The organism is Providencia sp. PROV150 (genome assembly GCF_028481025.1).
In the GTDB taxonomy this organism is placed as follows: Bacteria; Pseudomonadota; Gammaproteobacteria; order Enterobacterales; family Enterobacteriaceae; genus Providencia; species Providencia hangzhouensis.
Map to the genome: position 1 here is coordinate 123,625 of NZ_JAMPPJ010000024.1, position 24,803 is coordinate 148,427.

Sequence of the window (24,803 nt, forward strand, 5' to 3'; positions counted from 1 at the left end):
AGCACCGCATATAAATTACTCAATAACTTTATACACAACTAGATTTTCTCGGAATTCATCTGGGCGGTGATTGTGCCAGAATAACTCCATGCCTTGTGGCGCAGGTTTAATCGTTTTTGAGAGTACAATTAGCCAGCGGCATTGTTCAGGTTTTTCAAACTGGTCTTGGCGTTGGTGTAATACGCCAGTGTAATAGTAGAGCATTGGCGCTTCAGATTCGCCAATATTATCAGAAGCCATACAATCATTTTCTGTAAATTGGCCAGATAAATGCTGGTTTAAATCGACAAAAACCCCTTCGAAACCTTTTGCGTAGTCTATCCACCCCAAAAACAGGGTTAAAATTACCCCCCAAACAGCACATAAGCCTAATAACCAGTTTTTCATCATATGAAAAGTAGGTGGTATAGGGTTTGGAATAATTTTATTGTGTAAAAACCATACCAATGTAATTAACAGAGCGCAGATAAATGCAATGGAAGAAAATGGCATTTGGTAGCTCATGGGGAGCCAGCGGCTAAATGGAGCTAGCCATTCTTGTTGATGACCAGTCAAGGCGATGAAATAGCAAGCCCATAAAAAAAGAATGAGTACAGACCATAAAATAGCCGCAAAGCGGGCAATTCCATTAAGGATTTTTTCAGGGAAACTAAGTAGTGTTTGGGTTCCTAAAATGGCCATTGGGGCAATAAAAGGCAATAAATATAGTGCGCGACCAGAAGCTGATATCTGTAGGAAAACAACGCCTAATAAAGGAAATAGTGCTAACAGAAATTCGTTTGAATTAAATAAACGCTTAATTGGGTGCCTTAGAAAATAAGCGACAGCTAGTAAACCGGAAGGAAAGGCAAATAAGGAAACCGCTGCAGGGATCCGCGTTAGGTTAGCTTTTGCGCCTAATTTCTCAACAGAAAAACCAAAGAAACGGCCGATATTATTTTCCCAAAACCACACTATAAATAAATCAGGATGCTGAAGGTAGAGTTGGATAGGCCAAGGTAAAATAGTGATAAGGGCGATTAAGCCTGCGGTTAAGCTGTGCAACCAAAATTGCTTAGTCCGGCACTGAGCAAGAAAAATGGGAGATAAGAACAGGCAAATCCAGAGAACTCCGGGGATGAAAACGCCTTTTGACAACATGGTGACGATGGTTCCAAGAGATAACCAAAGTGCAGACATGCGCATTTTTTGTTGTTGTATCAGCCCCAATAACCCATACAGACCAATGGTTGCGCCTGCCATCAGTGCAACATCGGTAAACATATCATGACTATGCCTGATAATCCCGGGGGCACAGGCATACAGTGCAAAAGCGACCCAAATGCGAGTATCAGTGAAGTCTGTGGCTTGGAAAAAACGACGTGCCAAAAGAATAAAAAATGAAAAATTGATCACCGAAAAAAATAAGCTTGCACTACGAGCTGCATCATAAAGTGGCATGAAGCTTGAAAATAAATGAGAGGTAATAGCTGCAACCCAATAATAAAGCGGGGGTTTTTCCATAAATGGCTCACCCGCATTTGTAGGTACTAACCATTTACCAGTCTCATACATAGTTTGAATAATACCAAAACTATAATTTTCATCTTGTTTCCAAGGGCTGTGGCTATATATTCCTGGTAATAAATACATAGCAAGAAAACTAATGAAAAGTAGTAAAATACTCCGCTGTAATATGATTAATGGTGCATTCTTATTTGACATTTTTAATATGTTTTATGTGTTTTTTACTTGATTAAATTGAAACTATAACTGCAGTTGATAATAATTCAGGTTATATACTTAAATATATATTTACTCAGCAAGTGATATTTATTTTTTAATAAAAAACAATAGGAACTGTTTTTTTAGCTCTATTTTTAGAAGACGCATATTACCACCAGTAAATAAGTTTTTAGCTATTGGTTTTGTAAGCAAATATTCTGGGATTGTATCAAAAAAATGATCCCCCTCTTTAAACAGACACTATATGAAAGGTATTTAGCTATTTTTACGTAAAGTAAATGTAACTAAAAAGAATCATTATTTGAAAATAATCTTTATTGCATAAGAATCTGCATATTTGGGTGCTAAAAACAGCAAATGGGTAAGAAATGCTAAAAATACTTGATCATTCCCCCTGTTTAGAATGATAATTACCCCCCTCACGATACGTTTTATTCTATTTTAAAAGCCAAACGATTGCGCAACTGTTTTTATTGGGTTTTTTTCTCAGTTAGTTTATTTTTTCTTAAAAACGTAATCGTTTACGTCAACGTATAGGTTAGTTGTTAGCAGTATTTGAGAATCTTCGTTTTCCATTAACAGCAGAGGTATACCATGTCAGGCCAACAGGCTTCATCCAGTTGCAAATTGGATTCATTTTTCAAGATAACAGCGCGCGGCTCTTCAGTTCGCCGTGAAATCATTGCAGGATTAACCACATTCTTAGCGATGGTTTATTCTGTCATCGTTGTACCTGGCATGTTAGGGCAAGCAGGATTCCCTCCAACTGCGGTCTTTATTGCAACCTGCTTAGTGGCTGGTTTTGGTTCTTTATTGATGGGGTTATGGGCCAATCTACCAATGGCGATTGGCTGTGCTATTTCACTGACTGCATTTACCGCATTTAGTTTGGTATTAGGGCAGCAAATTAGTATTCCTGTGGCATTAGGTGCCGTATTTTTAATGGGGTGTTTGTTCACCATCATTTCTGTGACAGGTATTCGTAGTTGGATATTACGCAATATGCCAATGGGTATTGCACATGGTACAGGTATTGGTATCGGTTTATTTTTACTGTTAATCGCTGCTAATGGAGTGGGTTTAGTGATCAAAAACCCAAATGCAGGCCTGCCTGTTGCTCTTGGTGAATTTACGTCTTTCCCTGTTTTGATGTCACTCATTGGTTTAGCGGTTATTTTTGGTTTAGAAAAACGTCGTGTTCCGGGTGGTGTACTCCTCGTTATTATTGCAATTTCAATTATTGGTTTAATTTTTGATCCCGCAGTGAAATATCAAGGTTTTTTCAAGTTGCCTTCATTGGGTGATGATGGGCTTTCATTGGTTTTCAATATGGATATCATGGGCGCATTACAGCCAATGGTATTGCCAAGCTTACTTGCATTAGTCATGACGGCGGTTTTTGATGCAACAGGCACTATTCGTGCGGTGGCGGGGCAAGCGAATTTATTGGATAAAGACGGTCAAATTATTGATGGCGGTAAAGCGTTAACCGCAGACTCTGTAAGCAGTATCTTTGCGGGTGCGATTGGTGCATCTCCTGCGGCGGTATATATTGAATCTGCAGCAGGTACCGCCGCTGGTGGTCGCACAGGTTTAACCGCCGTGGTTGTCGGCGTACTGTTTTTACTTATTCTCTTTTTATCGCCGCTATCTTATTTGGTGCCTGCCTATGCAACAGCTCCAGCATTGATGTATGTTGGGCTTTTAATGTTAAGTAATGTCTCTAAGCTTGATTTCGATGATTTTGTGGATTCAATGTCTGGCTTATTGTGTGCCGTATTCATTGTTCTGACTTGTAATATCGTCACGGGGATCATGTTAGGCTTTGCTGCTTTGGTTATCGGCCGCATTTGCGCAGGCGAATGGCGCAAATTGAATATTGGTACTGTGATTATTGCTGTACTTTTAGTGGTGTTTTACGCTTCAGGTCTGGCAATCTAAAGTGGATTATTTCAAAAAGGTGGCTAATGTTGCCACCTTTTTAACTTATTGTATTAATTAATCATAAAGTCTCAATTTTTTCCCCGAAAATGGATGGCTAGGGATAAAATAGAGAGAAGGCGGTTAATCAAGTGGATGTGCATGATTTCCACTGGTTACTGGCTTAGTCTTAATTATCATGGTCTGGACGGTGCTATCTCTTACTATGCGGCGGCAGGCAAAATTTTAGGTTCTAGTCGCTAGGTTAATTCAGTAAGGGCAACATGGAAATTTTCTTTACTATTCTTATTTTGATTTTAGCTGTCTCTGTTTCAGGGGTAGCCGCTAAAATTCTTCCTATTCGTATTCCTCTTCCTCTCATTCAAATTGCTATCGGTGCGCTGTTGGCTTGGCCTCAATTCGGCCTGCATGTCACCTTTGACCCAGAACTTTTTATGGTTCTGTTAATCCCACCTTTGTTGTTTGTTGATGGGTGGAAAACCCCAACACGCGAGTTCTTTCAAAATGGTCGAGAAATTTTTATTTTAGTGTTGGTTCTCGTGCTGGTTACAGTGATTGGGATTGGTTATTTAATTTACTGGTTGATGCCAGGTATTCCATTGATTGCTGCGTTTGCTCTAGCGGCTGTGCTATCTCCAACTGATGCCGTTGCGTTATCTTCAATTGTTGGAAAAGGGCGTATCCCTAAACGGATGATGAGTGTGCTAGAAGGGGAGGCATTGATGAATGATGCCTCTGGTCTGGTTGCATTAAAATTTGCGGTAGCAATTGCCATGGGAACCATGGTGTTTAGTGCTTCTGGCGTTACCATTGAATTTTTCAAAGTTGCGGTTGGCGGGCTACTCGCAGGTATTATCGTGACTTGGCTGTACAGCAAATCGTTACGTTTAATGAGCCGTTGGAGTGGTGATGACCCAGCAACCCAAATTGTATTTATGCTATTGCTGCCATTTGCATCATACATGATTGCGGAACATATTGGGTTTTCAGGTATTTTAGCCGCCGTTGCGGCGGGTATGACCATCACAAAATCGGGGGTTATCCGTAACGCTCCATTAGCGATGAGGCTACGTGCTGATAGCGTTTGGTCGATGCTTGAATTTGTCTTTAACGGGTTGGTTTTCATCATGTTAGGGCTTCAATTGCCCGGTATCTGGGAAACGTCTGTTATCCAAGCAGATCTCGACCCAAGCGTAGAAACGTGGATGCTATTTGCCGCGGTGGCAATTATCTATTTTGCTTTACTGTTATTGCGTTTTTGTTGGCTATGGCTGATGAAAAGGTTTAGCCGTTTATTCTTAAAGAAAAGACCACTGCAATTTGCGAACTATACCGTACGTGAGCTTTGGCTAGCCTCTTTTGCAGGGGTACGCGGGGCGATTACCTTAGCGGGTGTGCTCTCTATTCCGTTATTTTTAACGGATGGCTCGCCATTCCCTGCTCGTTACCAGCTCGTGTTTATTGCCGCGGGAGTTATCTTATTTTCCATTTTTGCAGGTGTGGTCGCTTTACCGCTTCTGCTGCGTAATTTTAAAGTGGGAGATAAAGAAGCGGATGCCAATGAAATTCGCATGGCAAAAGCCGCGATGGCGGAAGTGGCGATTGTCAGTTTAAATAAAATGCAGGAACGTTTATCTGCTGACGTTGATGAAAAACTCGATTCAGAAGATATCAGTGAAGTCGCTTCCCGCGTGACGGGTTATTTAAGGCGACGTACCGCAGGACAAGATGAAATTGACCATAATTTGCTGGTTGAAGACCTTGAACGGCGTTTCCGTTTAACGGCATTACGCGCAGAACGTGGTGAGCTTTATCACTTGCGCGCAACCAAGAAAATCAGTAATGAAACGCTACAAACGTTACTGGTTGACTTGGATTTATTAGAAGCCGTCTTGATCGAAAAAGAGCATTAAAACCAAAAAGCGAGTATTCTAGCCAACATTCTTAAGTTTGGGGCGAAATACAGCATTATGTGGTTACTTGTTATCACGACGCTGCTTTGGGCAGCGTCGTTTAGTCTTATCGGCGAATACCTTGCGGGTCAAGTAGATAGTTGGTTTTCAGTGTTAGTGCGGGTTGCACTGGCTTCGCTGGTTTTTTTACCTTTCCTACGTTGGCGCCAATTTAGCGCTAAAGTGATTGCGCTCTATATGCTAGTGGGCGCTTGCCAACTAGGTATCATGTACCTGTTTGTCTTCCATGCTTATCAATACCTTACTGTTGCTGAATTTTTGCTTTTTACGGTATTAACGCCGCTATATGTCACGTTAATTTATGACTTATTAGAACGGCAAAAGCTGCGTAAAGGTTATTTGTTTAGCTCACTATTAGCGGTAATCGGTGCTGCAATTATTCGTTATGACCACTTGAGTGAATCTTTTTGGTTAGGTTTACTTTTTGTGCAGTTAGCAAATATCTTTTTTGCGATTGGGCAGGTGGGGTATAAACGTCTGATGGAGGTGCATCCAATCCCTCAACATCAGGCTTTCTCATGGTTTTACCTTGGTGCAACGCTAATTGCATTACTTGGATGGCTGCTATTTGGTAATAAATCGATGATGCCGACAACGACTCTCCAGTGGGGCGTCTTACTGTGGTTGGGTATTGCAGCTTCAGGCATTGGCTACTTTATGTGGAACTATGGCGCAACCAAAGTGGATGCTGGAACCCTTGCTATTATGAATAACATGATGGTCCCAGCGGGGTTATTAGTGAATTTTGCTATCTGGCAACAACATCCGGATTGGCTGAGTTTTACCATAGGATCGAGCCTGATAGTTGCTTCTCTTTGGGTGCATAAGCGTTGGATCCTTTCGCGGCCTTCACATAAGACAAGTTCTCCACGGCGTGGTCCGTCGTCGTCTCAGTAAACGCTTCAATAGCTGGCTGGCGCTGTTCTCCTTCACGGCAAGCTGCATACAGCCGGCTCCATAAACCGCTACCCAAGGTTTTGGTTTTTACTAGCCCTTGTTTTTCAAATGAATCAACCGCCCAGTGAGGTAGTGCGGCAATGCCCATTTTGGCTGCAACCATTTGGATTAAAATTAATGTGTTATCGACATTTTTCACATTAGGTGACACGCCCGCAGGTTGCAGAAAATGGCGCCAAACATCGAAGCGATTCCGTTGTACAGGGTAGATAAGCAGTGTTTCATCTGCCAAATCATGGGGCTCAATATGCGGCCTTTTGGCTAACGGGTGGTCATTCGCTACAATCAATTTCACTTCATAATCAAACATTGGCGTATAGTGGATGCCTTGATCTGGCAAAATGTCAGAGGTCATCACAATATCCAATTCCCTTGACAGCAATTCAGGTTGAGGGTCGAACGTCACCCCTGACTTAAAATCTACGCTGACTTGTGGCCAAGTTTGTCTGAATTGTTGTAATGCAGGGGTCAACCACTGAATGCAGCTATGGCATTCAATCGCGATGCGTAACGCACAAACCCCAGGCTCATTACATACTCGAATAGCATCTTTCACCAATGGCAGAACCTGTTGCGCCAATTGTAATAAGACTTCCCCTTGTGGCGTAAAGCGCAATGGCTGGCTTTTACGAACAAATAACCGGAAACCTAGCCGATGCTCTAAATCACTAAACTGATGTGATAAAGCAGATTGTGTCTGGTGCAAGTGAGTTGCTGTTGCCGCTAATGAACCGTATTGGCTGAGCGCTTGCAATGTTTTTAAATGTTTTAGTTCGATCATGAGAAACCTTCACGGTGACAATGAAAAATTTGCGCTTGTGCTTTATACAGTACCTGTTGATTATGGATGTGTAAACATCTAGACGGCTAAATATTTTAAGGGGTCAATATGTCTGTTATAAATCATACACTTGGTTTTCCACGTGTCGGTCTAAAAAGAGAGCTAAAACGTGCACAAGAAGATTATTGGGCAGGCAAGATTGACCAAGCCGCTCTATTAGAAACTGGTTATCAACTACGTGTACGCCATTGGCAGCAACAAAAAGAGGCAGGTGTTGAGTTATTACCCGTTGGTGATTTCGCTTGGTATGACCAAGTGCTGACAACCAGTTTGTTATTAGGCAATGTGCCGCCACGCCATCAAAATGAAGATGGTTCGATTGATTTAGATACCTTATTTCGAGTAGCCCGCGGTCGCGCACCAACGGGCAAACCCGCTCCAGCAGGTGAGATGACGAAGTGGTTCAATACTAACTACCACTACATCGTGCCTGAATTTCAAAAAGGGCAACAATTTTCCCTGTCTTGGACACAGCTGCTTGATGAAGTCGATGAGGCATTAGCATTAGGCCATAATGTGAAACCGGTTATCATTGGCCCTATAACCTACCTTTGGTTAGGTAAAGTGAAAGGGGAACCATTTGACCGCTTATCATTATTGAATGAATTATTACCTGTTTATCAGGAGATCTTGTCGCGCTTAGCAGAAAAAGGTCTTGAGTGGGTGCAAATCGATGAGCCCGCATTAGTGTTAGATTTACCAGAGCAATGGCAGCAAGCTTATCAGCAGGCTTACCAAGCGCTATCAGGCCAAATAAAAATACTGCTAACCACCTATTTCGATGGTATTAGTCACCATGTAGACTTGATTAAGCAACTCCCTGTGCAAGGTCTACATGTTGATGTGGTTGCAGGTGCTGATAATATTGAAAAACTACATCAAATACTGCCAGCAGACTGGGTATTATCACTAGGAATTATTAATGGCCGTAATGTATGGAAGGCTGACTTAGGGGAAAAATTCTTACAGGTGAAGCCGCTCTTAGGTCAGCGTGATATATGGGTAGGAACGTCATGTTCATTACTGCACAGCCCAATTGACTTAAATGATGAGACGCGTTTAGATGCCGAAGTAAAAAGCTGGTTTGCTTTCGCTATCCAAAAATGTGAAGAGCTTGCTCTGTTAACTAAAGCGTTAAATCAGCCAACAGATAACCACATTGCTGAACTAAATACATACAGCGCACCTATTCGAGCGCGTAGAACATCAGCTCGTGTGAATAATGCTTCAGTGGCTCAGCGTTTGGCGGCAATCAGCGAAGGGGATACAGAACGTTATAGCCCCTATCCACAGCGAGCAGCGCGCCAACGTCAACGCTTTAACTTACCATTATGGCCAACAACCACGATTGGCTCATTTCCTCAAACAAGTGAAATCAGAACATTACGTTTAGACTTCAAAAAAGGGAATGTGGATAAAACCTACTATCGCACCAATATTAGTGAACATATTAAGCAAGCCATTAAAGAACAAGAAATTTTAGATATCGATGTCCTTGTGCATGGTGAAGCTGAACGTAATGACATGGTGGAATACTTTGGTGAGCACTTTGATGGCTATGTATTTACCCAAAATGGTTGGGTGCAAAGTTACGGTTCACGTTGCGTTAAACCGCCAGTGATTATTGGTGATATTAGTCGCCCAGAAGCCATTACGGTGGAGTGGGCAAAATATGCTCAATCTTTAACGGAGAAACCTGTCAAAGGGATGTTAACTGGCCCTGTCACTATTCTATGTTGGTCATTCCCACGTGAAGATGTTAGCCGTGAAACGATAGCGAAACAAATTGCGCTAGCGTTACGTGATGAAGTGGACGACTTACAAAAAGCGGGTATCGGTATTATTCAAATCGATGAGCCTGCACTGCGTGAAGGGTTACCATTGCGTCGAGACGAGTGGGCAGCTTACCTCAAATGGGCGGTTGATGCTTTCAAGCTCAGTGCTGCGATTGCGGATGACGACACGCAAATTCACACCCATATGTGCTATTGCGAATTCAATGACATCATGGATTCCATTGCGGCATTGGATGCCGACGTGATTACGATTGAAACATCACGTTCAGATATGGATTTGTTAGATGCATTCGAAGATTTTGATTATCCAAATGAAATTGGACCCGGTGTTTATGATATTCACTCACCAAATGTACCGAATGTGGAATGGATTGTTGCGCTATTAAGAAAGGCGGCGAAGCGTGTTCCGGTTGAGCGCTTATGGGTTAACCCAGATTGCGGCTTGAAAACTCGTGGCTGGCCAGAAACTCGCCAAGCATTAGCTAACATGGTTGAAGCAGCGAAACAGCTCAGAAATGATCAGTAAAATGGCGATTAGTTAGTGTGTCAAAAAGGCAGGTTTTCCCTGCCTTTTTAGAAAGTATTAACCAAATAATTTAGATTTCAGTAAGTTCATACCGATAGAAGCCAAATCGAGGTTTTCTGGGACTTCGCCATTTGGTGTGGCGCTATCAACCAACTGAGGAAGATATTTAGCAATCATTTCTGAGGTTGCTTGAGGCTCTAAGCCAACCTGTTGAGCTAATTCTTGGATATTTGCATTTCCAAAAACTTGCATTAATTGGCTGGCATCGATAGGTAAATTATTCCCTTCACTGATCCACGATGCAATAACACCGCCTAAGCCTTGCTCGTTAAATTTTTCGATAACACCTTGAAGGCCACCTTGCTCCTCAACCCAGTTTATTACTGATTGAAATTGTTGCATTTTATCGCCTGCAACCATACCCATCATTTGCTCAAATAACCCCATGTTATCTCCTAGGCAATCCGCCAATTTATGCTCTCATCCATAGTATGGAGCATTATTCAAAAAATTGTAGTCGGCTATTTTCAGCAATTTGAGTTTTAGGTCAATAGAAATGATGCATTGAATATAGCCCAGTAGAGAAACAAAGGTTTTTCATTTGTGAATTAAACGTGAATAAACATAACGAGCGTCACATTTTCTATCACATTATTCTGTGAAAGCATGTTTAAGGTAGATTTTTATTTATTTTGTTTTAATTCAATTATTTATGCTTATATTGTTTGTTTTTTATATTATCTCAAATGTGATATTAGTCATGTGTTTGTGAATTTTATTGTGTGAAAATTCACAACAGTCACGAAGATTAACAACATCAGGGGTCATTATGGGAAATTTCGTTAATAAAATTGGCGTGATTGGCCTAGGTTCTATGGGGATGGGGATCGCACAATCTCTTATAAAAAATAACATTCCTACCTATGGATTTGATTTAAACCAAGATGCATGCAAAAGCCTACTTAACGCAGGCGCAATTGCAGTGGGGCAAAATGCAGCGGAATTTGCCCATGAAATTGATGCTTTGTTGCTGGTGGTGGTTAATGGTCGTCAAGTTGAAGCCATTTTATTTTCGGGTGAACAGCCTTTAGTTGAACAACTACGCCCCGGTACGGTTATTGTGTTGCACAGTACCTTGGCTGCGGAACAAACTAAAAATATCGCTCAGCGCCTTGCCTCATATCAATTACCGCTTGTAGATGCGCCTATTTCAGGTGGCTCAATTAAAGCCGCTGAAGGGAAATTGACTGTAATGGCTTCAGGTGAACCAGCTCTATTTGAGCAGCTTTCACCCGTATTTAACGCTATTTCTGAGCGCTTATATCGCGTAGGGGATGAAGTCGGCTTAGGTTCAACCGTCAAAACGATTCACCAGTTATTAGCTGGGGTGCATATAGCTGTTGCCGCAGAAAGTATGGCTTTAGCCGCCAAAGCGGGTATTGACCTTGACGTGATGTACGACATTGTTACCCATGCAGCTGGAAATTCATGGATGTTTGAAAACCGTATGCAACATGTCTTAGACGGTGATTATACGCCAAAATCATCAGTCGATATTTTTGTCAAAGATTTAGGGCTAGTGATGGAAACAGGGAAAGCATTAAATTTCCCGCTGCCACTTGCTTCAACAGCCCATCAAATGTTTATTTCAGCGAGCAATGAAGGCTTTGGTCAGCAGGATGACAGCGCGGTGATCAAAACATTTAAAGGTATTACTTTACCGGAGAAAAAAGCATGACAGTGAAGTTAGGCGTAATAGCGGATGATTTTACCGGTGCGACAGATATTGCAGGCTTTATGGTGCAAAACGGTTGGAAGGTTGTTCAGCTATTGAATGAACCCGATGAAAACACACCAGTACCACAAGATGTTGATGCGATAGTGATCAGTTTGAAAAGCCGCTCTTGTCCTGTCGATGAAGCTGTTAGTGCATCGACCAATGCGTGTAAGTGGCTGAAGCAAAAAGCGAATTGTCAGCAAATTTTCTTTAAATATTGCTCAACGTTTGATTCAACCGAAAAAGGCAATATTGGCCCCGTTACAGATGCATTAATGGCACAACTGGGAACAGATTTAGCATTAGTTTGCCCAGCGTTACCTGTGAACGGCAGAACGGTTATTCACGGTCATTTATTTGTGAATGGCCAGCTACTTAATGAAAGTGGCATGCAGCATCACCCTGTAACCCCAATGACCGACGCAAATTTATTGCGTGTGATGGAAAAACAATCAAAAGGTAAAGCAGGTTTAGTCAAACTTGAAGATATTCAAAAAGGCAGTGACGTTGTTAGCCAAAAGCTTGCCGAGTTAGCTCAACAAGGTGTGAGTTACGCGGTCGTTGATAGCTTAACGATGGATGATTTGCTTCCTATCGCACAAGCGGTTAAAGCCATGCCACTGTTAACTGGGGGCTCCGGCCTCGGCGCTGCATTAGCGAATGTGGATAGCCAATGTCCATGGGGCGGTACAACGCAACGAGGTGAAAAGCCAACAGGTAAAAACAGAAAAACGGTTGTTTTATCGGGGAGTTGCTCGGTAATGACCAACAAACAAGTGCAAGCTTATCAGCAAGTTGCTCCTGCAAAAATGTTGGATGTGGGTGAATGTTTAAATAACTCAGAGTATGCCAAAACATTAGCTGATTGGGTGCAAGCACAGCAACTAACCGGTTTAGCGCCAATGCTTTATGCCACTCAATCCCCTGAATTATTGAAACAGACACAAGAAAAATATGGCGCAGCGGAATCAAGTTTCGCGGTCGAGAAGGTATTTGGTGAAGTTGTCGCACTGTTGCAAGCGAAAGGGTATGACACCTTTATTATTGCGGGTGGCGAAACCTCAGGAAAAGTGGTTCAAAGCCTTGGAACAGAACAATTAAGTATTGGTTCACCAATTGCCCCTGGTGTGCCATGGGTACAGGATTTAGCAAGCGGTAGCTGGTTGGCGCTGAAATCAGGTAATTTCGGCCAAGAAAATTTCTTCCAGTTTGCACAGGAGATGTTTAATGAGTGATGAAAAGGCGCTGCGCCAAGAGTTAGTCGATTGGGCTAAATCAATGTTTAACCGCGGATACAGTAGTGGTGGTGCAGGAAATATTAGTGCTCGGTTACCTGATGGTTCGATTATTGTGACACCGACAAACTCCAGCTTTGGTGATTTAGACCCTAACAAACTGAGTAAACTCGATGCACAAGGCAATTGGATTGGGGGTGATAAGCCGACAAAAGAAGTTTCTATGCATATGGCGATGTATTTGCAACGCCCTGATTGCCAAGCAGTTGTTCACCTTCACTCACCTTGGTTAACGGCGTTGTCTTGCTTGCCGGGGTTAGATACAAAAAATTGTTTACCTCCCATCACACCTTATTATGTGATGCGAGTGGGGAAATTGCCATTGATTGAATACTTGCCACCGGGGGATGACCGAATTGGTGAGGAAATTGCAAAATTAGCACCGACACATAATGCGGTATTGCTATCAAATCATGGTCCGGTCGTGGGTGGCAAAACGTTAAGACAAGCTTTCTTCAATGCAGAAGAGTTAGAAGATACAGCTCGCTTATATATCACATTACGCCCACATGGCTTTACAACATTAACGCAAGAGCAAGTTGAACAGCTCGAAAGTCGTTATCCACAAAAGTAGCGAGGCGAAAATGGCTAAATTTGCTGCAAATTTAAGCATGATGTTTACCGAAGTGCCTTTTATACAGCGCTTTGAACGTGCTGCAAATGCGGGATTCAAAGGTGTCGAATACCTCTTCCCTTATGAAGAAGATGCCGATGTCATTGCGGGTGAGCTGAGTAAACACCATTTAACACAAGCTCTGTTTAATATGCCAGCGGGAAATTGGGCACAAGGGGAGCGTGGTATGGCTTCGATCCCAGGTCGTGAGAAAGAATTTGCCGAAGGCGTACAAACGGCCTTGAAATACGCAAAAGCCTTAGGCTGTAAACAAGTTCATGCGATGGCGGGGAAAGTGAATGAAAACTATACACTTGAACAGCAAACTGCATGCTATATCAAAAATATTCAATATGCGGCGGATGTGATGGCTGAGCACGGTATTCGTGTGCTTATCGAACCCATCAATACCCGCGATATGCCCGGATACTTTTTGACGACACAAAAACAAGCTGAAGCATTACTACCTGAAATTGCTCGTGAAAATGTATTTATCCAGTTGGATTTATATCACTGCCAAATTATGGAAGGTGATTTATTGAAAACAATTGAACGTTTATGGGGTAAATTTAGTCACATTCAGATAGCGTCAGTTCCTTATCGTCATGAACCGGATAGCGGTGAAGTCAATTACCCATGGATTTTTAAGCAGTTGGATGAAATGGGGTATGAAGGCTGGTTAGGATGTGAATACCATCCAGCAGGCCGTACCGAAGATGGATTAGGCTGGCTTAAACAAGCAAATTCATAATTAGGAGAACCTATGCTCCCTTCTGAGCGTCGTGATTTTATTTACCGTTACGTGCATGAACATCAAACCGTATCGATCAGTGACTTGGTTGAGCTAATGAATGTCTCTCATATGACAGTGCGACGTGATATTCGGATGTTAGAAGAAGAAGGGAAGGTACTCAGTATTAGTGGTGGCGTTAAGTTAAATGATGTGCTGCGCCAAGAGTTACCTTGGAGTGAAAAAGCGCGGTTACATCATCGCCATAAGCGTGAAATTGGCCAGTTTGCCAGCTCACTAGTTGAAGATGGGCAAGTGGTGTATCTCGATGCGGGAACAACTACCTTTGAGATAGCACGCGTACTCGGCGAGCGTTTCAACTTAACGATTGTCACTAATGATTTTTCGATTATGCAGTACTTAATGAATAAGTCGCAGCTAAACCTATACCACACCGGGGGATTGGTGGATAAACGTAACCATTCTAGTGTAGGAAATACGGCTGCGATGATGCTGAAAACCCTCAATGTTGATATTGCTTTTATCAGCACCAGTTCATGGGATTTGCAGCACGGGGTTTCTACCCCGCATGAGGAAAAGGTTCAGATAAAACAAACGCTATTGGATGTTGCTCGCCGTTGTGTGCTGGTTTCAGACAGTAGTAAGTTCGGCAAATATGGCATGTTTCGTGTTTGCCCATTGAATCAATTGCACGACATCATTTGTGATGATCAGTTGCCAACTGATGTGGTGCAGCGGATAACAGAACAAAACATAAAACTTCATTTAATCAAGACATAAAACATAAATAATCTTACCTAAAACTGCATAGCCAGTTAAAAGGCTATAGCAAGGAGAATTACAATGAAAGTTATTATTACTGGTGGCGCAGGCTTTCTGGGCCAGCAGCTAGCCGCTGCTTTGCTTAAAAATAGCCAGGGTTTAAAATTTGACCACCTTGTTTTAGCCGATATTCAATGCCCTACATCACCGGTTGAAGATGCCAGAGTCAGTTGCGTCGCGTTAGATTTAACGCAAGCAGGGGCGGCTGATAAACTGATTGATGCACAAACCGATGTGGTTTTCCACCTCGCAGCTATCGTAAGTAGCCACGCTGAAAGTGATTTTGACTTGGGTATGAAGGTTAACTTTGAAGCCACTCGTCAATTATTGGAAGTCGCTCGTGCCAAGAACCCTGCAATCAAATTTATGTTCACCAGCTCCCTCGCTGTGTTTGGTGGTGAGCTACCTGATGTCATCACAGACTTGTGTGTCGTTAACCCACAATCGTCCTATGGTGCTCAAAAAGCTATGTGTGAATTGATGGTGAATGACTATTCACGTAAAGGCTTTGTTGATGGCCGTGTGATGCGTTTACCAACCATTAGTATTCGTCCGGGGGTGCCAAATAAAGCCGCCTCTTCATTCGCAAGTGGCATTATTCGTGAGCCATTAAATGGGGTTGAAAGTGTTTGTCCTGTTTCCCCTGATCTCGCGTTATGGTTATCTAGCCCTGAAACTGTGATTAACAACTTTATTCATGCGGTCAGTATCCCTGCTGAAAAATTTGGTAAATCACGCACGGTGAACCTGCCAGGTATCACCGTTACCGTCCAAGGTATGATCGATGCTTTGCGTGATGTTGCAGGCCAAGAAGCTGTGGATCTTATTCGCTTTGAGCCTGATGAAGCCATTAACCGTATTGTGGCGAGCTGGCCGGGCAAATTTGATATCAGCCGTGCATTGGATCTCGGTTTTCGTGCAGATGGCTCGTTTGGTGATGCGATCCGTTCGTTTATCACCCACCACGGTTCGTCTAAGTAGGAGATAGCCTATGTCCTATATTCCTGTTATTGGCCTCGCAGTGGCCATATTTGTCTTGATCTTCTTAGTATTACGAACGCGTGTTCATGCGTTATTAGCAATGCTAATTGCTGCAGCAATCGCGGGTATATCCGGTGGTTTGACTGCGGCAGAGACCGTGACAGTCATTACAAAAGGCTTTGGGTCAACACTCGGTAGCATCGGTATTGTTATCGGACTCGGGGTAATGATGGGAAGGGTGCTGGAAGTTTCAGGTGCTGCTGAACAGATCGCTTATAGCTTTATCAAATGGTTAGGAAAAAAGCGTGAAGAATGGGCGTTGGCAATTACCGGTTATATTGTCAGTATTCCTATCTTCGTTGATTCCGCTTTTGTGATTTTATACCCATTGGCAAAAGCATTAGCCAAAAATGGTAAACGTAGCATACTGACTTTAGGCGTTGCACTCGCTGGTGGGTTAGTGGTGACACACCACACCGTTCCACCAACACCTGGGCCTTTAGGCGTGGCAGGGATCTTTGGTGTCGATGTTGGCGCAATGATCCTAGCAGGAATGAGCCTCGCTATTCCTTGTGTTATCGGTATTGTTCTTTACGCAAAATGGTTAGGGACTAAATACCCTGAATTTATGCCAGATGAAACGGGTAGTGAAGACCTGAAAGAAGTTCACGCTCGTTATATGGAAGAAAAAGCGAATAAACCATTACCAAGCCTGTTCTTATCGCTTTTACCGATTATTACGCCTATTTTGTTAATTTTCATAAATGCAATTAATGGATTAATTCTTAAAACAGAATCTTTCCAAGGTATGGAAAGCAATTGGTATTTCCAAACATTTGAATTTTTAGGCGCACCCATTATTGCATTATCAATTAGTGTGTTGATCTCTGTTTACACATTAATGCCAAAAGCAACGAAAGAAGAAGTCATCGACCGTATGGAAGAAGGCTTACAAGCAGCCGGTATTATTCTGCTTGTTACGGGGGCTGGTGGTGCATTAGGCGCGGTAATGCGCGATAGTGGCACAGGAAACATTCTTGCTGAGCATGTAGCAAATCTGCCAATTACACCTGTATTGATTCCGTTTATCATCGCGACGTTGGTTCGTTTGATTCAAGGTTCGGGTACAGTAGCAATGATTACCGCAGCATCTATTTCTGCACCAATCATTAGCCAAATACCTGATATTAACTTATTGGTCGCAGCGCAAGCGGCAACCATGGGGTCTCTGTTCTTCGGTTACTTTAACGACAGCCTGTATTGGGTTGTGAACAGAATGATGGGAATTAAGGACGTTAAACAGCAAATCATTGTTTGGTCTATTCCGACCACCATTGCGTGGGCAATAGGTCTAGTTGGTGTCCTCGTTCTTGATGTAATTCTCTAATATAGCGTTACTATTTTTAGTTCTGCCAAATAATCAAAGCGCCCAGCAATCAGGGGCGCTTTTGTCGTTATATCAAACTTTCATCTATACTGATGACAATGGATTTTAAAGAGAAATAAAATCAATGAATAAATGTGATATAAATCACTTAATAATGAAATTAAACTTTTACTGCTTTCATTAAAAGTGACATTCATCACTAAAAAATTATGGCTTTATCGCTATATTATAAATAACGATTAATCAGTATTGACTGATTTAATGATGCCATTGTGTAAAGGAGTTTGAAATGTCTGACGTTTTCCACTTAGGTTTAAAGAAAAGTGACTTACAGGGTGCGACCGTAGCGATTGTTCCTGGGGATCCTAACCGTGTTGAAAAAATTGCACGTCTGATGGATAACCCTGTACACCTTGCGTCATTGCGTGAATACACCTCTTGGCGTGGTGAGGTTGACGGAAAAGCCGTCATTGTTTGTTCAACCGGTATCGGTGGCCCATCAACGTCTATTGCAGTCGAAGAACTTGCGCAGCTTGGTATTCGCACTTTCTTACGTATTGGTACAACAGGTGCAATCCAAGAAGATATCAATGTCGGTGATGTTTTAGTGACAACTGGAGCAGTTCGCTTAGACGGTGCTAGCCAACACTTCGCGCCATTAGAATACCCAGCAGTTGCCGATTTTGATTGTACCAATGCGCTTTATGCCGCAGCGAAAGATGCAGGTGCAACCGTTCATGTTGGTGTAACTGCATCATCTGATACCTTCTACCCAGGTCAAGAGCGTTATGATACCTATACTGGCCGTGTGATGCGTCATTTCAGAGGTTCGATGAAAGAGTGGCAAGACATGGGCGTGATGAACTACGAAATGGAATCAGCCACATTGCTGACTATGTGTTCTAGTAGTAAAGGGTTACGTGCTGGTATGGTTGCGGGTGTTATCGTAAATCGTACCCAACAAGAAATTCCAAATGAAGCGTTACTGAAGAAAACTGAAGGTAACGTATTAAGTATTGTGGTTGAAGCTGCACGCCGCTTACTGTAGTCCGTGATTTACTGGCCCGTTTACTTGACTTTCACTCGGTTGTGGACAAAAAGTAAGCGGGCTTAGTCCTTTTACATACCTCTTATTTCTCTTTATTTCCTTTATAAATGTTACAATTGTTAATCAATTTACAGGAAATATTCTGATCCTCTTATTCGCTAGATCTGTTATTGTCATAAAAACAATTATCAATATTATGTGCCCTTAAATTGTTCAGGTTACATTTGTTTTATTGCTAACTGGAATGAAAGCTGTAGGGCGAAAAGGAATTATTATGTCAACAACACCTTATCTTCATCCTTCTGTTTTGCCTTTAAAAGGCGGTATTAACTTCCGCGATCTTGGTGGTAAAAAACTCGCTAATGGTGGGAAGATCAAGCCTGGAGTCCTGTTTCGTTCCGGTGCGTTAGACCGATTAACTCAAGAGGACGAAGCTGTTCTACGTTCACAAAATCTTTTCCAAATCATTGATTATCGTGATGAAGCTGAAATCTTAGATAAGCCTGATGTCATTTGGCAAGGCGCGCATTATGTGCATGCGCCAGCAAATCCGTTAGCAAAAGAGGTCACAGCAAATTTAGATAAACTCACGCCTGAAATACTAGAACAATTTGACCCGCAAGCTTTTATGTTCCGTTTATATGAATTATTACCACTGAACAATCCTGCTTATCACCAATTGGTCAATTTACTCAAACAGCCAGAAAAAGGTGGTATCGTACAACACTGTGCGGTAGGAAAAGACCGTACTGGCGTCGGGTCCGCATTAGTATTATTTGCTTTAGGTGCAGATTTAGACACTGTAATGGAAGATTACTTACTGACTAATGAAACACTTGCACCATACCGCAAGCATTTACTCGAAGAACATGCAAAAACGATGGACGAAAGCATTGTGAAAAAATTTGAGTATGTCTATTCGGTACGTGAAGACTTTTTAAGAACGGCTCTAAACAGTATTGAAAGCCATTATGGCAATGTTGACCAATGGCTAGAAAAAGATTTTGGCTTAGGAAGGCAACAACGAGAAGCACTGCAGAGTCAGTTTTTGGACTAAGTTTCACTTACTGTAAGATGAGTTGTGGATAATCCATTTTTCCGTATCCACAACTTAGTTTTTCTAAAAATGTTTCTGCTTTGTTTAATCTTGATTTACCACTTTTTCGCTACAGTATTCTGATTATTCCCTAATGAAAGGAACTGACCGTGACACTCAATGAAATTGTCACCATAGTGACGGACTTTACACGCGAACATGAAGTATGGGCGCTTCCTATTATTTTCTTTTTGGCGTTTGGGGAATCTTTGGCATTTTTGTCACTCCTGTTACCAGCAACGGTTATTTTACTCGCGCTTGGCGCTTTAATTGGTGAAAGTAATATTACTTTCTGGCCAATATGGTTAGCAGCAGCTCTCGGTGCTTTCTTTGGGGACTGGCTCTCTTATTGGATTGGTTATCATTACAAAGAAAATGTACGCCATATGTGGCCGATTTCTCGTAACCCACAAATGATCGATAAAGGGCAGCGTTTCTTTGACCGATGGGGTATTTGGGGAATTTTCTTTGGGCGCTTCTTCGGGCCGTTACGAGCTATTGTTCCCTTGGTTGCAGGGATTTGCGCCATGCCACAACGGCATTTCCAACTTGCGAATATCGCTTCCGCGATGATTTGGGCATTTGGTATTTTAGCGCCGGGAGCGCTCGGCCTGAAATGGTTCGCAAGTTGGATAGGCTAAGCTTGCGAAGTGCTTCGCAAAATTTTCTTCGATGGCTAAATTACCTCTGGACACTTATACAGTATCCCATTACCTTACACTAGACTTTGTAAAGTAAGGATTTAACCGTGGATACCTCTCTTTTATATGCAGTTATTGGTGCGTTGAGTGGCGTTTTAGTTGGTGGTTTAGCCGCTTGGTTCTCTATTGCCCAAAAAATTGCGCAAAAAGATCAGGAACTACAACAACTCAACCGCCAACTTGCTGCAAGTGACGAAAAAAACATCCACCTTGCGCAATGGAAAGAAGAGTATGACAGGCTAGATCAAGAATTGCGCACTCAAAGGGATATTAACCGAGAACAAGAAGCGGAGCTTCGCGAAGTTATCACTCGTTTTGAACAGAACCAGCTAGCCAACGAAGAAAAACAGCGAATTTTACAAAATAGCGAACAACGGCTGACAGCACAATTCGAAAACTTAGCAAATCGTATTTTTGAACAAAATGAGCGTCGTGCATCAGAGCAACAACAAAAAAGCCTATTGGCGATGCTGTCACCTTTTCGTGAGCAATTAGAAGGTTTTCGTCAGCAAGTTCAGCAAAGTTTTGGTGAAGAAGCGAAAGAACGCCACACTTTAGCCTATGAAATTCGGCAATTACAGCAGCTCAATAATCAAATGACCAAAGAAGCGGTTAACCTGACACGAGCCTTGAAAGGGGATAACAAAATTCAAGGAAACTGGGGGGAAACTATTCTTACCAGGATCCTCGAAGTCTCAGGTTTACGTGAAGGAAGTGAGTTTGAAACCCAAGTTAGCATTAATACAAGTTATAATAGCCGCTATCAACCGGATGTGATTATCCATCTTCCTGAAGGGAAAGATGTGGTTGTTGATGCCAAAATGTCGTTGGTTTCCTATGAACAGTACTTCAATAGCGAAGATCCACATGAACAGCAACAGGCGTTAAAAAACCATGTGGCATCTATCCGCAATCACATGCGTATGCTAAGCCGCAAGGATTACCATCAGTTACCGGGAATTCGTTCATTAGATTACGTTTTAATGTTTATCCCTATTGAACCTGCGTATTTACTGGCTTTGAAAGAAGCTCCTGAGTTACTTGATGAAGGAATTAAACAGAATATTATGTTAGTTTGTCCTTCGACATTGTTAGTGGCGGTGAGGACAATTAATAATATTTGGCGGTATGAACGCCAAGGGCAAAATGCCCAGGAGATAGCAAATAGAGCAGCGAAAATGTATGACAAGCTGCGCTTGTTTGTGGATGATATGCAGGTTTTAGGCACCAGTCTTGATAAAGCAAATAATACTTACCTATCGGCAATGAAACGCCTTGCCGAAGGCCGTGGAAATTTAATTAGCCAGGCGGAAAGTTTTAAAGAGCTTGGGGTCGAAATTAAACAACCTATCCAGCCCCAATTGGTTGAGCGATCAGATACGTCTAATTGTGCGGAATCTTAGACTTCTGATAGGGTTTTGGCCCAAAGACTGTTACACTTCCTACAAAAGTTTGAATGATAAGCAGGCATAAGAGAAATGACTGAACCAACTAAAGAAACCATTGATTTCGGTTTCCGTACTGTCGGCAAAGAAGATAAAGCTGGCCTAGTAGCGAATGTTTTTCACTCAGTAGCATCAAAATATGACTTAATGAATGATTTGATGTCATTCGGTATCCATCGTATTTGGAAGCGTTTTACCATTGAAGCGAGTGGGGTGCGTCGTAATCAACGAGTACTTGACCTTGCAGGTGGAACGGGTGACTTAACCGCTAAATTTTCACGTTTAGTCGGTGAAAAAGGTGAGGTCATACTCGCAGATATTAATGATTCAATGCTAAAAATGGGGCGTGAGAAATTACGTGACCTAGGCATTGTTGGTAATGTTAATTATGTACAAGCCAATGCAGAAGAACTGCCATTCCCTGATAACTATTTTGATTGCATTACTATCTCTTTTGGTTTGCGTAATGTCACCGATAAAGACAAAGCGCTACGCTCTATGTTCCGAGTGTTAAAGCCGGGTGGGCGCTTATTGGTGTTAGAGTTCTCCAAGCCAATTATTGAGCCACTGAATAAAGCTTATGATGCCTATTCATTCCATATACTTCCTCGTATTGGTCAGGCGATCGTTAATGATCCCGATAGCTATCGCTATTTAGCTGAGTCAATCCGTATGCATCCAAACCAAGAAACACTAAAAGGTATGATGGAAAATGCAGGGTTTGAACAGGTGACGTACACTAATATGACAGGTGGAATTGTCGCATTGCATAAAGGGTTTAAATTCTAAGATGGAAGCACCATCAACACATACCGAAAATCAAAATACAGTTTTGTATTCTTTGATAACAGCATTGATGGAAACCTCTCTTAACCACATGTTGTTTAAAGAAAAAGTTCTACAGCCAGCTAGAATGCGCTTGGCCGGCAAGGTTATGGCTATTGAACTTAAAGAACTGAATAAAACGTTAACACTCGTTTTTGCTGAAAATCATGTTGATGTGTTAAGCCAGTGGGTTGAGCCTGCGGACTGTACCATTAAAACATCCATCTTTACGCTAGTTAAATTGAAAGACAAACAGCAATTATCTCAACTTATCAATCGTGGTGATATCGTGATTGAAGGGGATATGCAAATTGTACAGCACTGGTCTTCTTTACTTGACTTAGCAATTTGGAATCCTGCTCATTATCTATCACCTTACATTGGTGATGTTGCGGCAGAAGGTCTTAGCAAGTTCCTGAATAAAGGTGCTTGTCTTGCATCTCATTTAGTAAAACGGCAAAAAACGTATATCAAAGACGCAATAATTGAAGAATGGAAGATGGCGCCTAGCCAGCTTGAACTTGCTCATTTTAGTGATGAAGTTGAGCAAGTAGAAAATTCAATGAGTGCACTTGAGCAACGTTTAAGCCAGTTGGAGGAGAAGAATGACACCCGGTGAAATAAAACGACTTTACTTCATTATTCGGGTTTTTCTCTCTTACGGATTAGATGAGTTAATCCCCAAAACTAAACTAACGTTACCATTAAGAATAGGTCGCTTAGGTTTCTTTTGGATTAAAAATAAGCATAAAGACAAAACATTGGGCGAAAGACTTCGTCTCGCCCTTCAAGAACTCGGGCCAGTTTGGATCAAATTTGGCCAAATGCTATCGACTCGCCGAGATCTTTTCCCACCTGCAATCGCAGATCAATTGTCGCTATTGCAAGACAAAGTGGCAAGTTTTGATGGCAAACTGGCACGAGGCTATATTGAGGAATCTCTCGAAGGGCCTTTAGAGCAGTGGTTTGATGACTTCGATGAACAAGCTTTAGCTTCTGCGTCTATTGCTCAGGTGCATACCGCAACGTTAAAAGAAAATGGTAAAGATGTTGTCATCAAGGTTATTCGTCCTGATATTCTGCCAATTATTAAAGCTGATATTAAGTTAATGTATCGTATTGCAAATTGGGTTCCTTTGCTGCCAGATGGGCGGCGATTAAGACCCAAAGAAGTCGTGCGTGAATACGAAAAAACCTTGATCGATGAGCTGAATTTGCTCCGTGAATCGGCAAATGCCATTCAGCTTCGTCGTAACTTTGAAAATAGCGCCATGCTGTATATACCAGAGGTATATCCAGATTATTGCCGTGAAAACGTGATGGTCATGGAGCGTATCTACGGGATCCCAGTTTCCGATATTACTGCGCTTAAAGCGCAGGGAACGAATATGAAACTGCTGGCAGAGCGTGGTGTTAAGGTCTTCTTTACACAAGTTTTCCGCGACAGCTTTTTCCATGCTGACATGCATCCAGGAAATATCTTTGTTAGTTACGATCATCCAGAGGACCCTAAATACATAGGGATAGACTGTGGGATAGTCGGCTCATTAAACAAAGAAGATAAGCGTTATTTGGCAGAAAACTTCATTGCTTTTTTTAATCGTGATTATCGTAAGGTAGCAGAACTGCACGTTGACTCCGGCTGGGTCCCTTCAGACACAAATGTGGAAGACTTTGAGTTTGCTATCCGTACCGTATGTGAGCCTATTTTTGAAAAACCATTAGCTGAAATTTCGTTTGGGCAAGTATTATTGAATTTATTTAATACAGCACGTCGTTTCAACATGGAAGTTCAACCACAGTTGGTATTATTACAAAAAACATTATTGTATGTAGAAGGGCTAGGGCGGCAGCTTTACCCACAACTTGATCTCTGGAAAACCGCAAAACCATTTCTAGAGGACTGGGTTCATAGCCAAGTAGGGATACCTGCAATTACCCAAGCATTAAAAGAAAAAGCACCTTATTGGGCAGAAAAAATGCCTGAAATACCGGATTTAATTTATGGTGCATTACGGCAACATAAGTACTTACAATCAAATATCGATCAACTAACTCAACAACTGAAAAGTCAGCGTAATAAGCAGCGTAAATCTCAGTACCTTTTAGGTATCGGTGCTACATTTATTCTCTGTGGGACTCTATTCCTCATTTCTAATCTCACACCGTTTGGAATTGTATTTATGGTGGCAGGTGCACTGTCTTGGTTGTTTGGTTGGTGTAAAACCGGCGGAAATTAAGTAAACTTTGTTTTGCGACAAGTTTATAAGGCTGTGAACATTTCCGTATTTTGTGTTGGTTGT

Annotated in this window: 21 protein-coding genes; 18 read left to right on the plus strand and 3 right to left on the minus strand. The window is 42.1% G+C overall.

The window, feature by feature from the left end; translation table 11 throughout:
* Positions 1-15: 15 nt before the first annotated feature.
* Positions 16-1,704 carry an ArnT family glycosyltransferase gene (locus PSE83_RS15675; RefSeq protein WP_272660973.1) on the minus strand — a complete coding sequence of 563 codons (1,689 nt, stop codon included), beginning with the start codon at positions 1,702-1,704 and terminating at the stop codon, positions 16-18.
* A 615-nt stretch (positions 1,705-2,319) separates the two neighbouring features.
* Here PSE83_RS15675 and PSE83_RS15680 point away from each other — a divergent pair.
* The 3 genes from PSE83_RS15680 to PSE83_RS15690 all read left to right on the plus strand — a co-directional run bounded on the left by PSE83_RS15680 (position 2,320) and on the right by PSE83_RS15690 (position 6,536).
* Positions 2,320-3,666: an NCS2 family permease gene (locus PSE83_RS15680; RefSeq protein ID WP_004260863.1), complete on the plus strand. Its 1,347-nt coding sequence runs from the start codon at positions 2,320-2,322 to the stop codon at positions 3,664-3,666.
* 263 nt (positions 3,667-3,929) lie between these two features.
* Positions 3,930-5,579, plus strand: coding sequence for a Na+/H+ antiporter (locus tag PSE83_RS15685; protein WP_004260862.1), 1,650 nt, complete (start codon positions 3,930-3,932; stop codon positions 5,577-5,579).
* A gap of 57 nt (positions 5,580-5,636) precedes the next feature.
* The gene (locus PSE83_RS15690) at positions 5,637-6,536 is read left to right on the plus strand and encodes a carboxylate/amino acid/amine transporter (protein WP_004260860.1); all 900 of its coding nucleotides are present in this window, start codon (positions 5,637-5,639) and stop codon (positions 6,534-6,536) included.
* Here the strand turns inward: PSE83_RS15690 and metR are convergent.
* The gene (metR, locus tag PSE83_RS15695; RefSeq protein WP_198633937.1) at positions 6,421-7,377 is read right to left on the minus strand and encodes an HTH-type transcriptional regulator MetR; all 957 of its coding nucleotides are present in this window, start codon (positions 7,375-7,377) and stop codon (positions 6,421-6,423) included. The two genes, PSE83_RS15690 and metR, sit on opposite strands and share 116 nt — an antisense overlap.
* Positions 7,378-7,485: 108 nt before the next feature.
* Between metR and metE the strand changes: the two genes are divergently transcribed.
* Complete coding sequence (metE, locus tag PSE83_RS15700; RefSeq protein ID WP_004260857.1) at positions 7,486-9,759, plus strand: 5-methyltetrahydropteroyltriglutamate--homocysteine S-methyltransferase; 2,274 nt, start codon at positions 7,486-7,488, stop codon at positions 9,757-9,759.
* 57 nt (positions 9,760-9,816) lie between these two features.
* Here metE and PSE83_RS15705 read toward each other — a convergent pair whose 3' ends face one another.
* Positions 9,817-10,206 (minus strand): YidB family protein, encoded by a 390-nt coding sequence (locus PSE83_RS15705; RefSeq protein ID WP_004260854.1) that lies wholly within the window; start codon positions 10,204-10,206, stop codon positions 9,817-9,819.
* Between the two features lie 382 nt (positions 10,207-10,588).
* On the opposite strand from PSE83_RS15705, the gene ltnD reads away from it, so the two are divergent.
* From ltnD to ubiB, 14 genes are all read left to right on the plus strand, one after another.
* A complete protein-coding gene (gene ltnD, locus PSE83_RS15710) occupies positions 10,589-11,497 on the plus strand; it encodes an L-threonate dehydrogenase (protein ID WP_004260849.1) in 909 nt (302 codons plus the stop codon).
* Positions 11,494-12,771 carry a 3-oxo-tetronate kinase gene (gene otnK, locus PSE83_RS15715; RefSeq protein WP_004260846.1) on the plus strand — a complete coding sequence of 426 codons (1,278 nt, stop codon included), beginning with the start codon at positions 11,494-11,496 and terminating at the stop codon, positions 12,769-12,771. Before ltnD ends, otnK begins: the two co-directional genes overlap by 4 nt.
* Positions 12,764-13,405: a 3-oxo-tetronate 4-phosphate decarboxylase gene (gene otnC / locus PSE83_RS15720; protein WP_004260842.1), complete on the plus strand. Its 642-nt coding sequence runs from the start codon at positions 12,764-12,766 to the stop codon at positions 13,403-13,405. Before otnK ends, otnC begins: the two co-directional genes overlap by 8 nt.
* A gap of 10 nt (positions 13,406-13,415) precedes the next feature.
* Positions 13,416-14,195, plus strand: a complete 780-nt coding sequence (otnI, locus tag PSE83_RS15725) for a 2-oxo-tetronate isomerase (RefSeq protein WP_004260839.1) — start codon at positions 13,416-13,418, stop codon at positions 14,193-14,195.
* Positions 14,196-14,207: 12 nt separating this feature from the next.
* The gene (locus tag PSE83_RS15730; RefSeq protein ID WP_004260836.1) at positions 14,208-14,975 is read left to right on the plus strand and encodes a DeoR/GlpR family DNA-binding transcription regulator; all 768 of its coding nucleotides are present in this window, start codon (positions 14,208-14,210) and stop codon (positions 14,973-14,975) included.
* A 63-nt stretch (positions 14,976-15,038) separates the two neighbouring features.
* Complete coding sequence (gene denD / locus PSE83_RS15735; protein WP_004260834.1) at positions 15,039-15,998, plus strand: D-erythronate dehydrogenase; 960 nt, start codon at positions 15,039-15,041, stop codon at positions 15,996-15,998.
* Between the two features lie 10 nt (positions 15,999-16,008).
* Complete coding sequence (locus PSE83_RS15740) at positions 16,009-17,385, plus strand: GntP family permease (protein WP_272660974.1); 1,377 nt, start codon at positions 16,009-16,011, stop codon at positions 17,383-17,385.
* 289 nt (positions 17,386-17,674) lie between these two features.
* Positions 17,675-18,433 carry a uridine phosphorylase gene (udp, locus tag PSE83_RS15745; RefSeq protein ID WP_004260826.1) on the plus strand — a complete coding sequence of 253 codons (759 nt, stop codon included), beginning with the start codon at positions 17,675-17,677 and terminating at the stop codon, positions 18,431-18,433.
* A gap of 274 nt (positions 18,434-18,707) precedes the next feature.
* Positions 18,708-19,490 (plus strand): tyrosine-protein phosphatase, encoded by a 783-nt coding sequence (locus PSE83_RS15750; protein ID WP_096865127.1) that lies wholly within the window; start codon positions 18,708-18,710, stop codon positions 19,488-19,490.
* 149 nt (positions 19,491-19,639) lie between these two features.
* Complete coding sequence (locus PSE83_RS15755) at positions 19,640-20,170, plus strand: DedA family protein (RefSeq protein WP_004260821.1); 531 nt, start codon at positions 19,640-19,642, stop codon at positions 20,168-20,170.
* Between the two features lie 107 nt (positions 20,171-20,277).
* The gene (gene rmuC, locus PSE83_RS15760) at positions 20,278-21,633 is read left to right on the plus strand and encodes a DNA recombination protein RmuC (RefSeq protein ID WP_096865126.1); all 1,356 of its coding nucleotides are present in this window, start codon (positions 20,278-20,280) and stop codon (positions 21,631-21,633) included.
* A 75-nt stretch (positions 21,634-21,708) separates the two neighbouring features.
* Positions 21,709-22,464: a bifunctional demethylmenaquinone methyltransferase/2-methoxy-6-polyprenyl-1,4-benzoquinol methylase UbiE gene (gene ubiE / locus PSE83_RS15765; RefSeq protein WP_004260818.1), complete on the plus strand. Its 756-nt coding sequence runs from the start codon at positions 21,709-21,711 to the stop codon at positions 22,462-22,464.
* A 1-nt stretch (position 22,465) separates the two neighbouring features.
* Positions 22,466-23,119: a ubiquinone biosynthesis accessory factor UbiJ gene (locus tag PSE83_RS15770; protein ID WP_094961391.1), complete on the plus strand. Its 654-nt coding sequence runs from the start codon at positions 22,466-22,468 to the stop codon at positions 23,117-23,119.
* Complete coding sequence (ubiB, locus tag PSE83_RS15775; RefSeq protein ID WP_004260814.1) at positions 23,106-24,740, plus strand: ubiquinone biosynthesis regulatory protein kinase UbiB; 1,635 nt, start codon at positions 23,106-23,108, stop codon at positions 24,738-24,740. Before PSE83_RS15770 ends, ubiB begins: the two co-directional genes overlap by 14 nt.
* Positions 24,741-24,803: the final 63 nt, after the last annotated feature.

Excerpts from the sequence above, each read along its gene's own strand:
- metR (WP_198633937.1), bottom strand. The coding sequence starts at position 7,377 with ATGATCGAACTAAAACATTTAAAAACATTGCAAGCGCTCAGCCAATAC.
- PSE83_RS15740 (WP_272660974.1), top strand. The coding sequence starts at position 16,009 with ATGTCCTATATTCCTGTTATTGGCCTCGCAGTGGCCATATTTGTCTTG.
- otnK (WP_004260846.1), top strand. The coding sequence starts at position 11,494 with ATGACAGTGAAGTTAGGCGTAATAGCGGATGATTTTACCGGTGCGACA.
- PSE83_RS15705 (WP_004260854.1), bottom strand. The coding sequence starts at position 10,206 with ATGGGGTTATTTGAGCAAATGATGGGTATGGTTGCAGGCGATAAAATG.
- udp (WP_004260826.1), top strand. The coding sequence starts at position 17,675 with ATGTCTGACGTTTTCCACTTAGGTTTAAAGAAAAGTGACTTACAGGGT.
- PSE83_RS15750 (WP_096865127.1), top strand. The coding sequence starts at position 18,708 with ATGTCAACAACACCTTATCTTCATCCTTCTGTTTTGCCTTTAAAAGGC.
- PSE83_RS15690 (WP_004260860.1), top strand. The coding sequence starts at position 5,637 with ATGTGGTTACTTGTTATCACGACGCTGCTTTGGGCAGCGTCGTTTAGT.
- metE (WP_004260857.1), top strand. The coding sequence starts at position 7,486 with ATGTCTGTTATAAATCATACACTTGGTTTTCCACGTGTCGGTCTAAAA.
- ltnD (WP_004260849.1), top strand. The coding sequence starts at position 10,589 with ATGGGAAATTTCGTTAATAAAATTGGCGTGATTGGCCTAGGTTCTATG.
- denD (WP_004260834.1), top strand. The coding sequence starts at position 15,039 with ATGAAAGTTATTATTACTGGTGGCGCAGGCTTTCTGGGCCAGCAGCTA.
- otnC (WP_004260842.1), top strand. The coding sequence starts at position 12,764 with ATGAGTGATGAAAAGGCGCTGCGCCAAGAGTTAGTCGATTGGGCTAAA.
- PSE83_RS15730 (WP_004260836.1), top strand. The coding sequence starts at position 14,208 with ATGCTCCCTTCTGAGCGTCGTGATTTTATTTACCGTTACGTGCATGAA.
- ubiE (WP_004260818.1), top strand. The coding sequence starts at position 21,709 with ATGACTGAACCAACTAAAGAAACCATTGATTTCGGTTTCCGTACTGTC.
- PSE83_RS15680 (WP_004260863.1), top strand. The coding sequence starts at position 2,320 with ATGTCAGGCCAACAGGCTTCATCCAGTTGCAAATTGGATTCATTTTTC.
- PSE83_RS15685 (WP_004260862.1), top strand. The coding sequence starts at position 3,930 with ATGGAAATTTTCTTTACTATTCTTATTTTGATTTTAGCTGTCTCTGTT.
- ubiB (WP_004260814.1), top strand. The coding sequence starts at position 23,106 with ATGACACCCGGTGAAATAAAACGACTTTACTTCATTATTCGGGTTTTT.
- PSE83_RS15770 (WP_094961391.1), top strand. The coding sequence starts at position 22,466 with ATGGAAGCACCATCAACACATACCGAAAATCAAAATACAGTTTTGTAT.
- otnI (WP_004260839.1), top strand. The coding sequence starts at position 13,416 with ATGGCTAAATTTGCTGCAAATTTAAGCATGATGTTTACCGAAGTGCCT.
- PSE83_RS15675 (WP_272660973.1), bottom strand. The coding sequence starts at position 1,704 with ATGTCAAATAAGAATGCACCATTAATCATATTACAGCGGAGTATTTTA.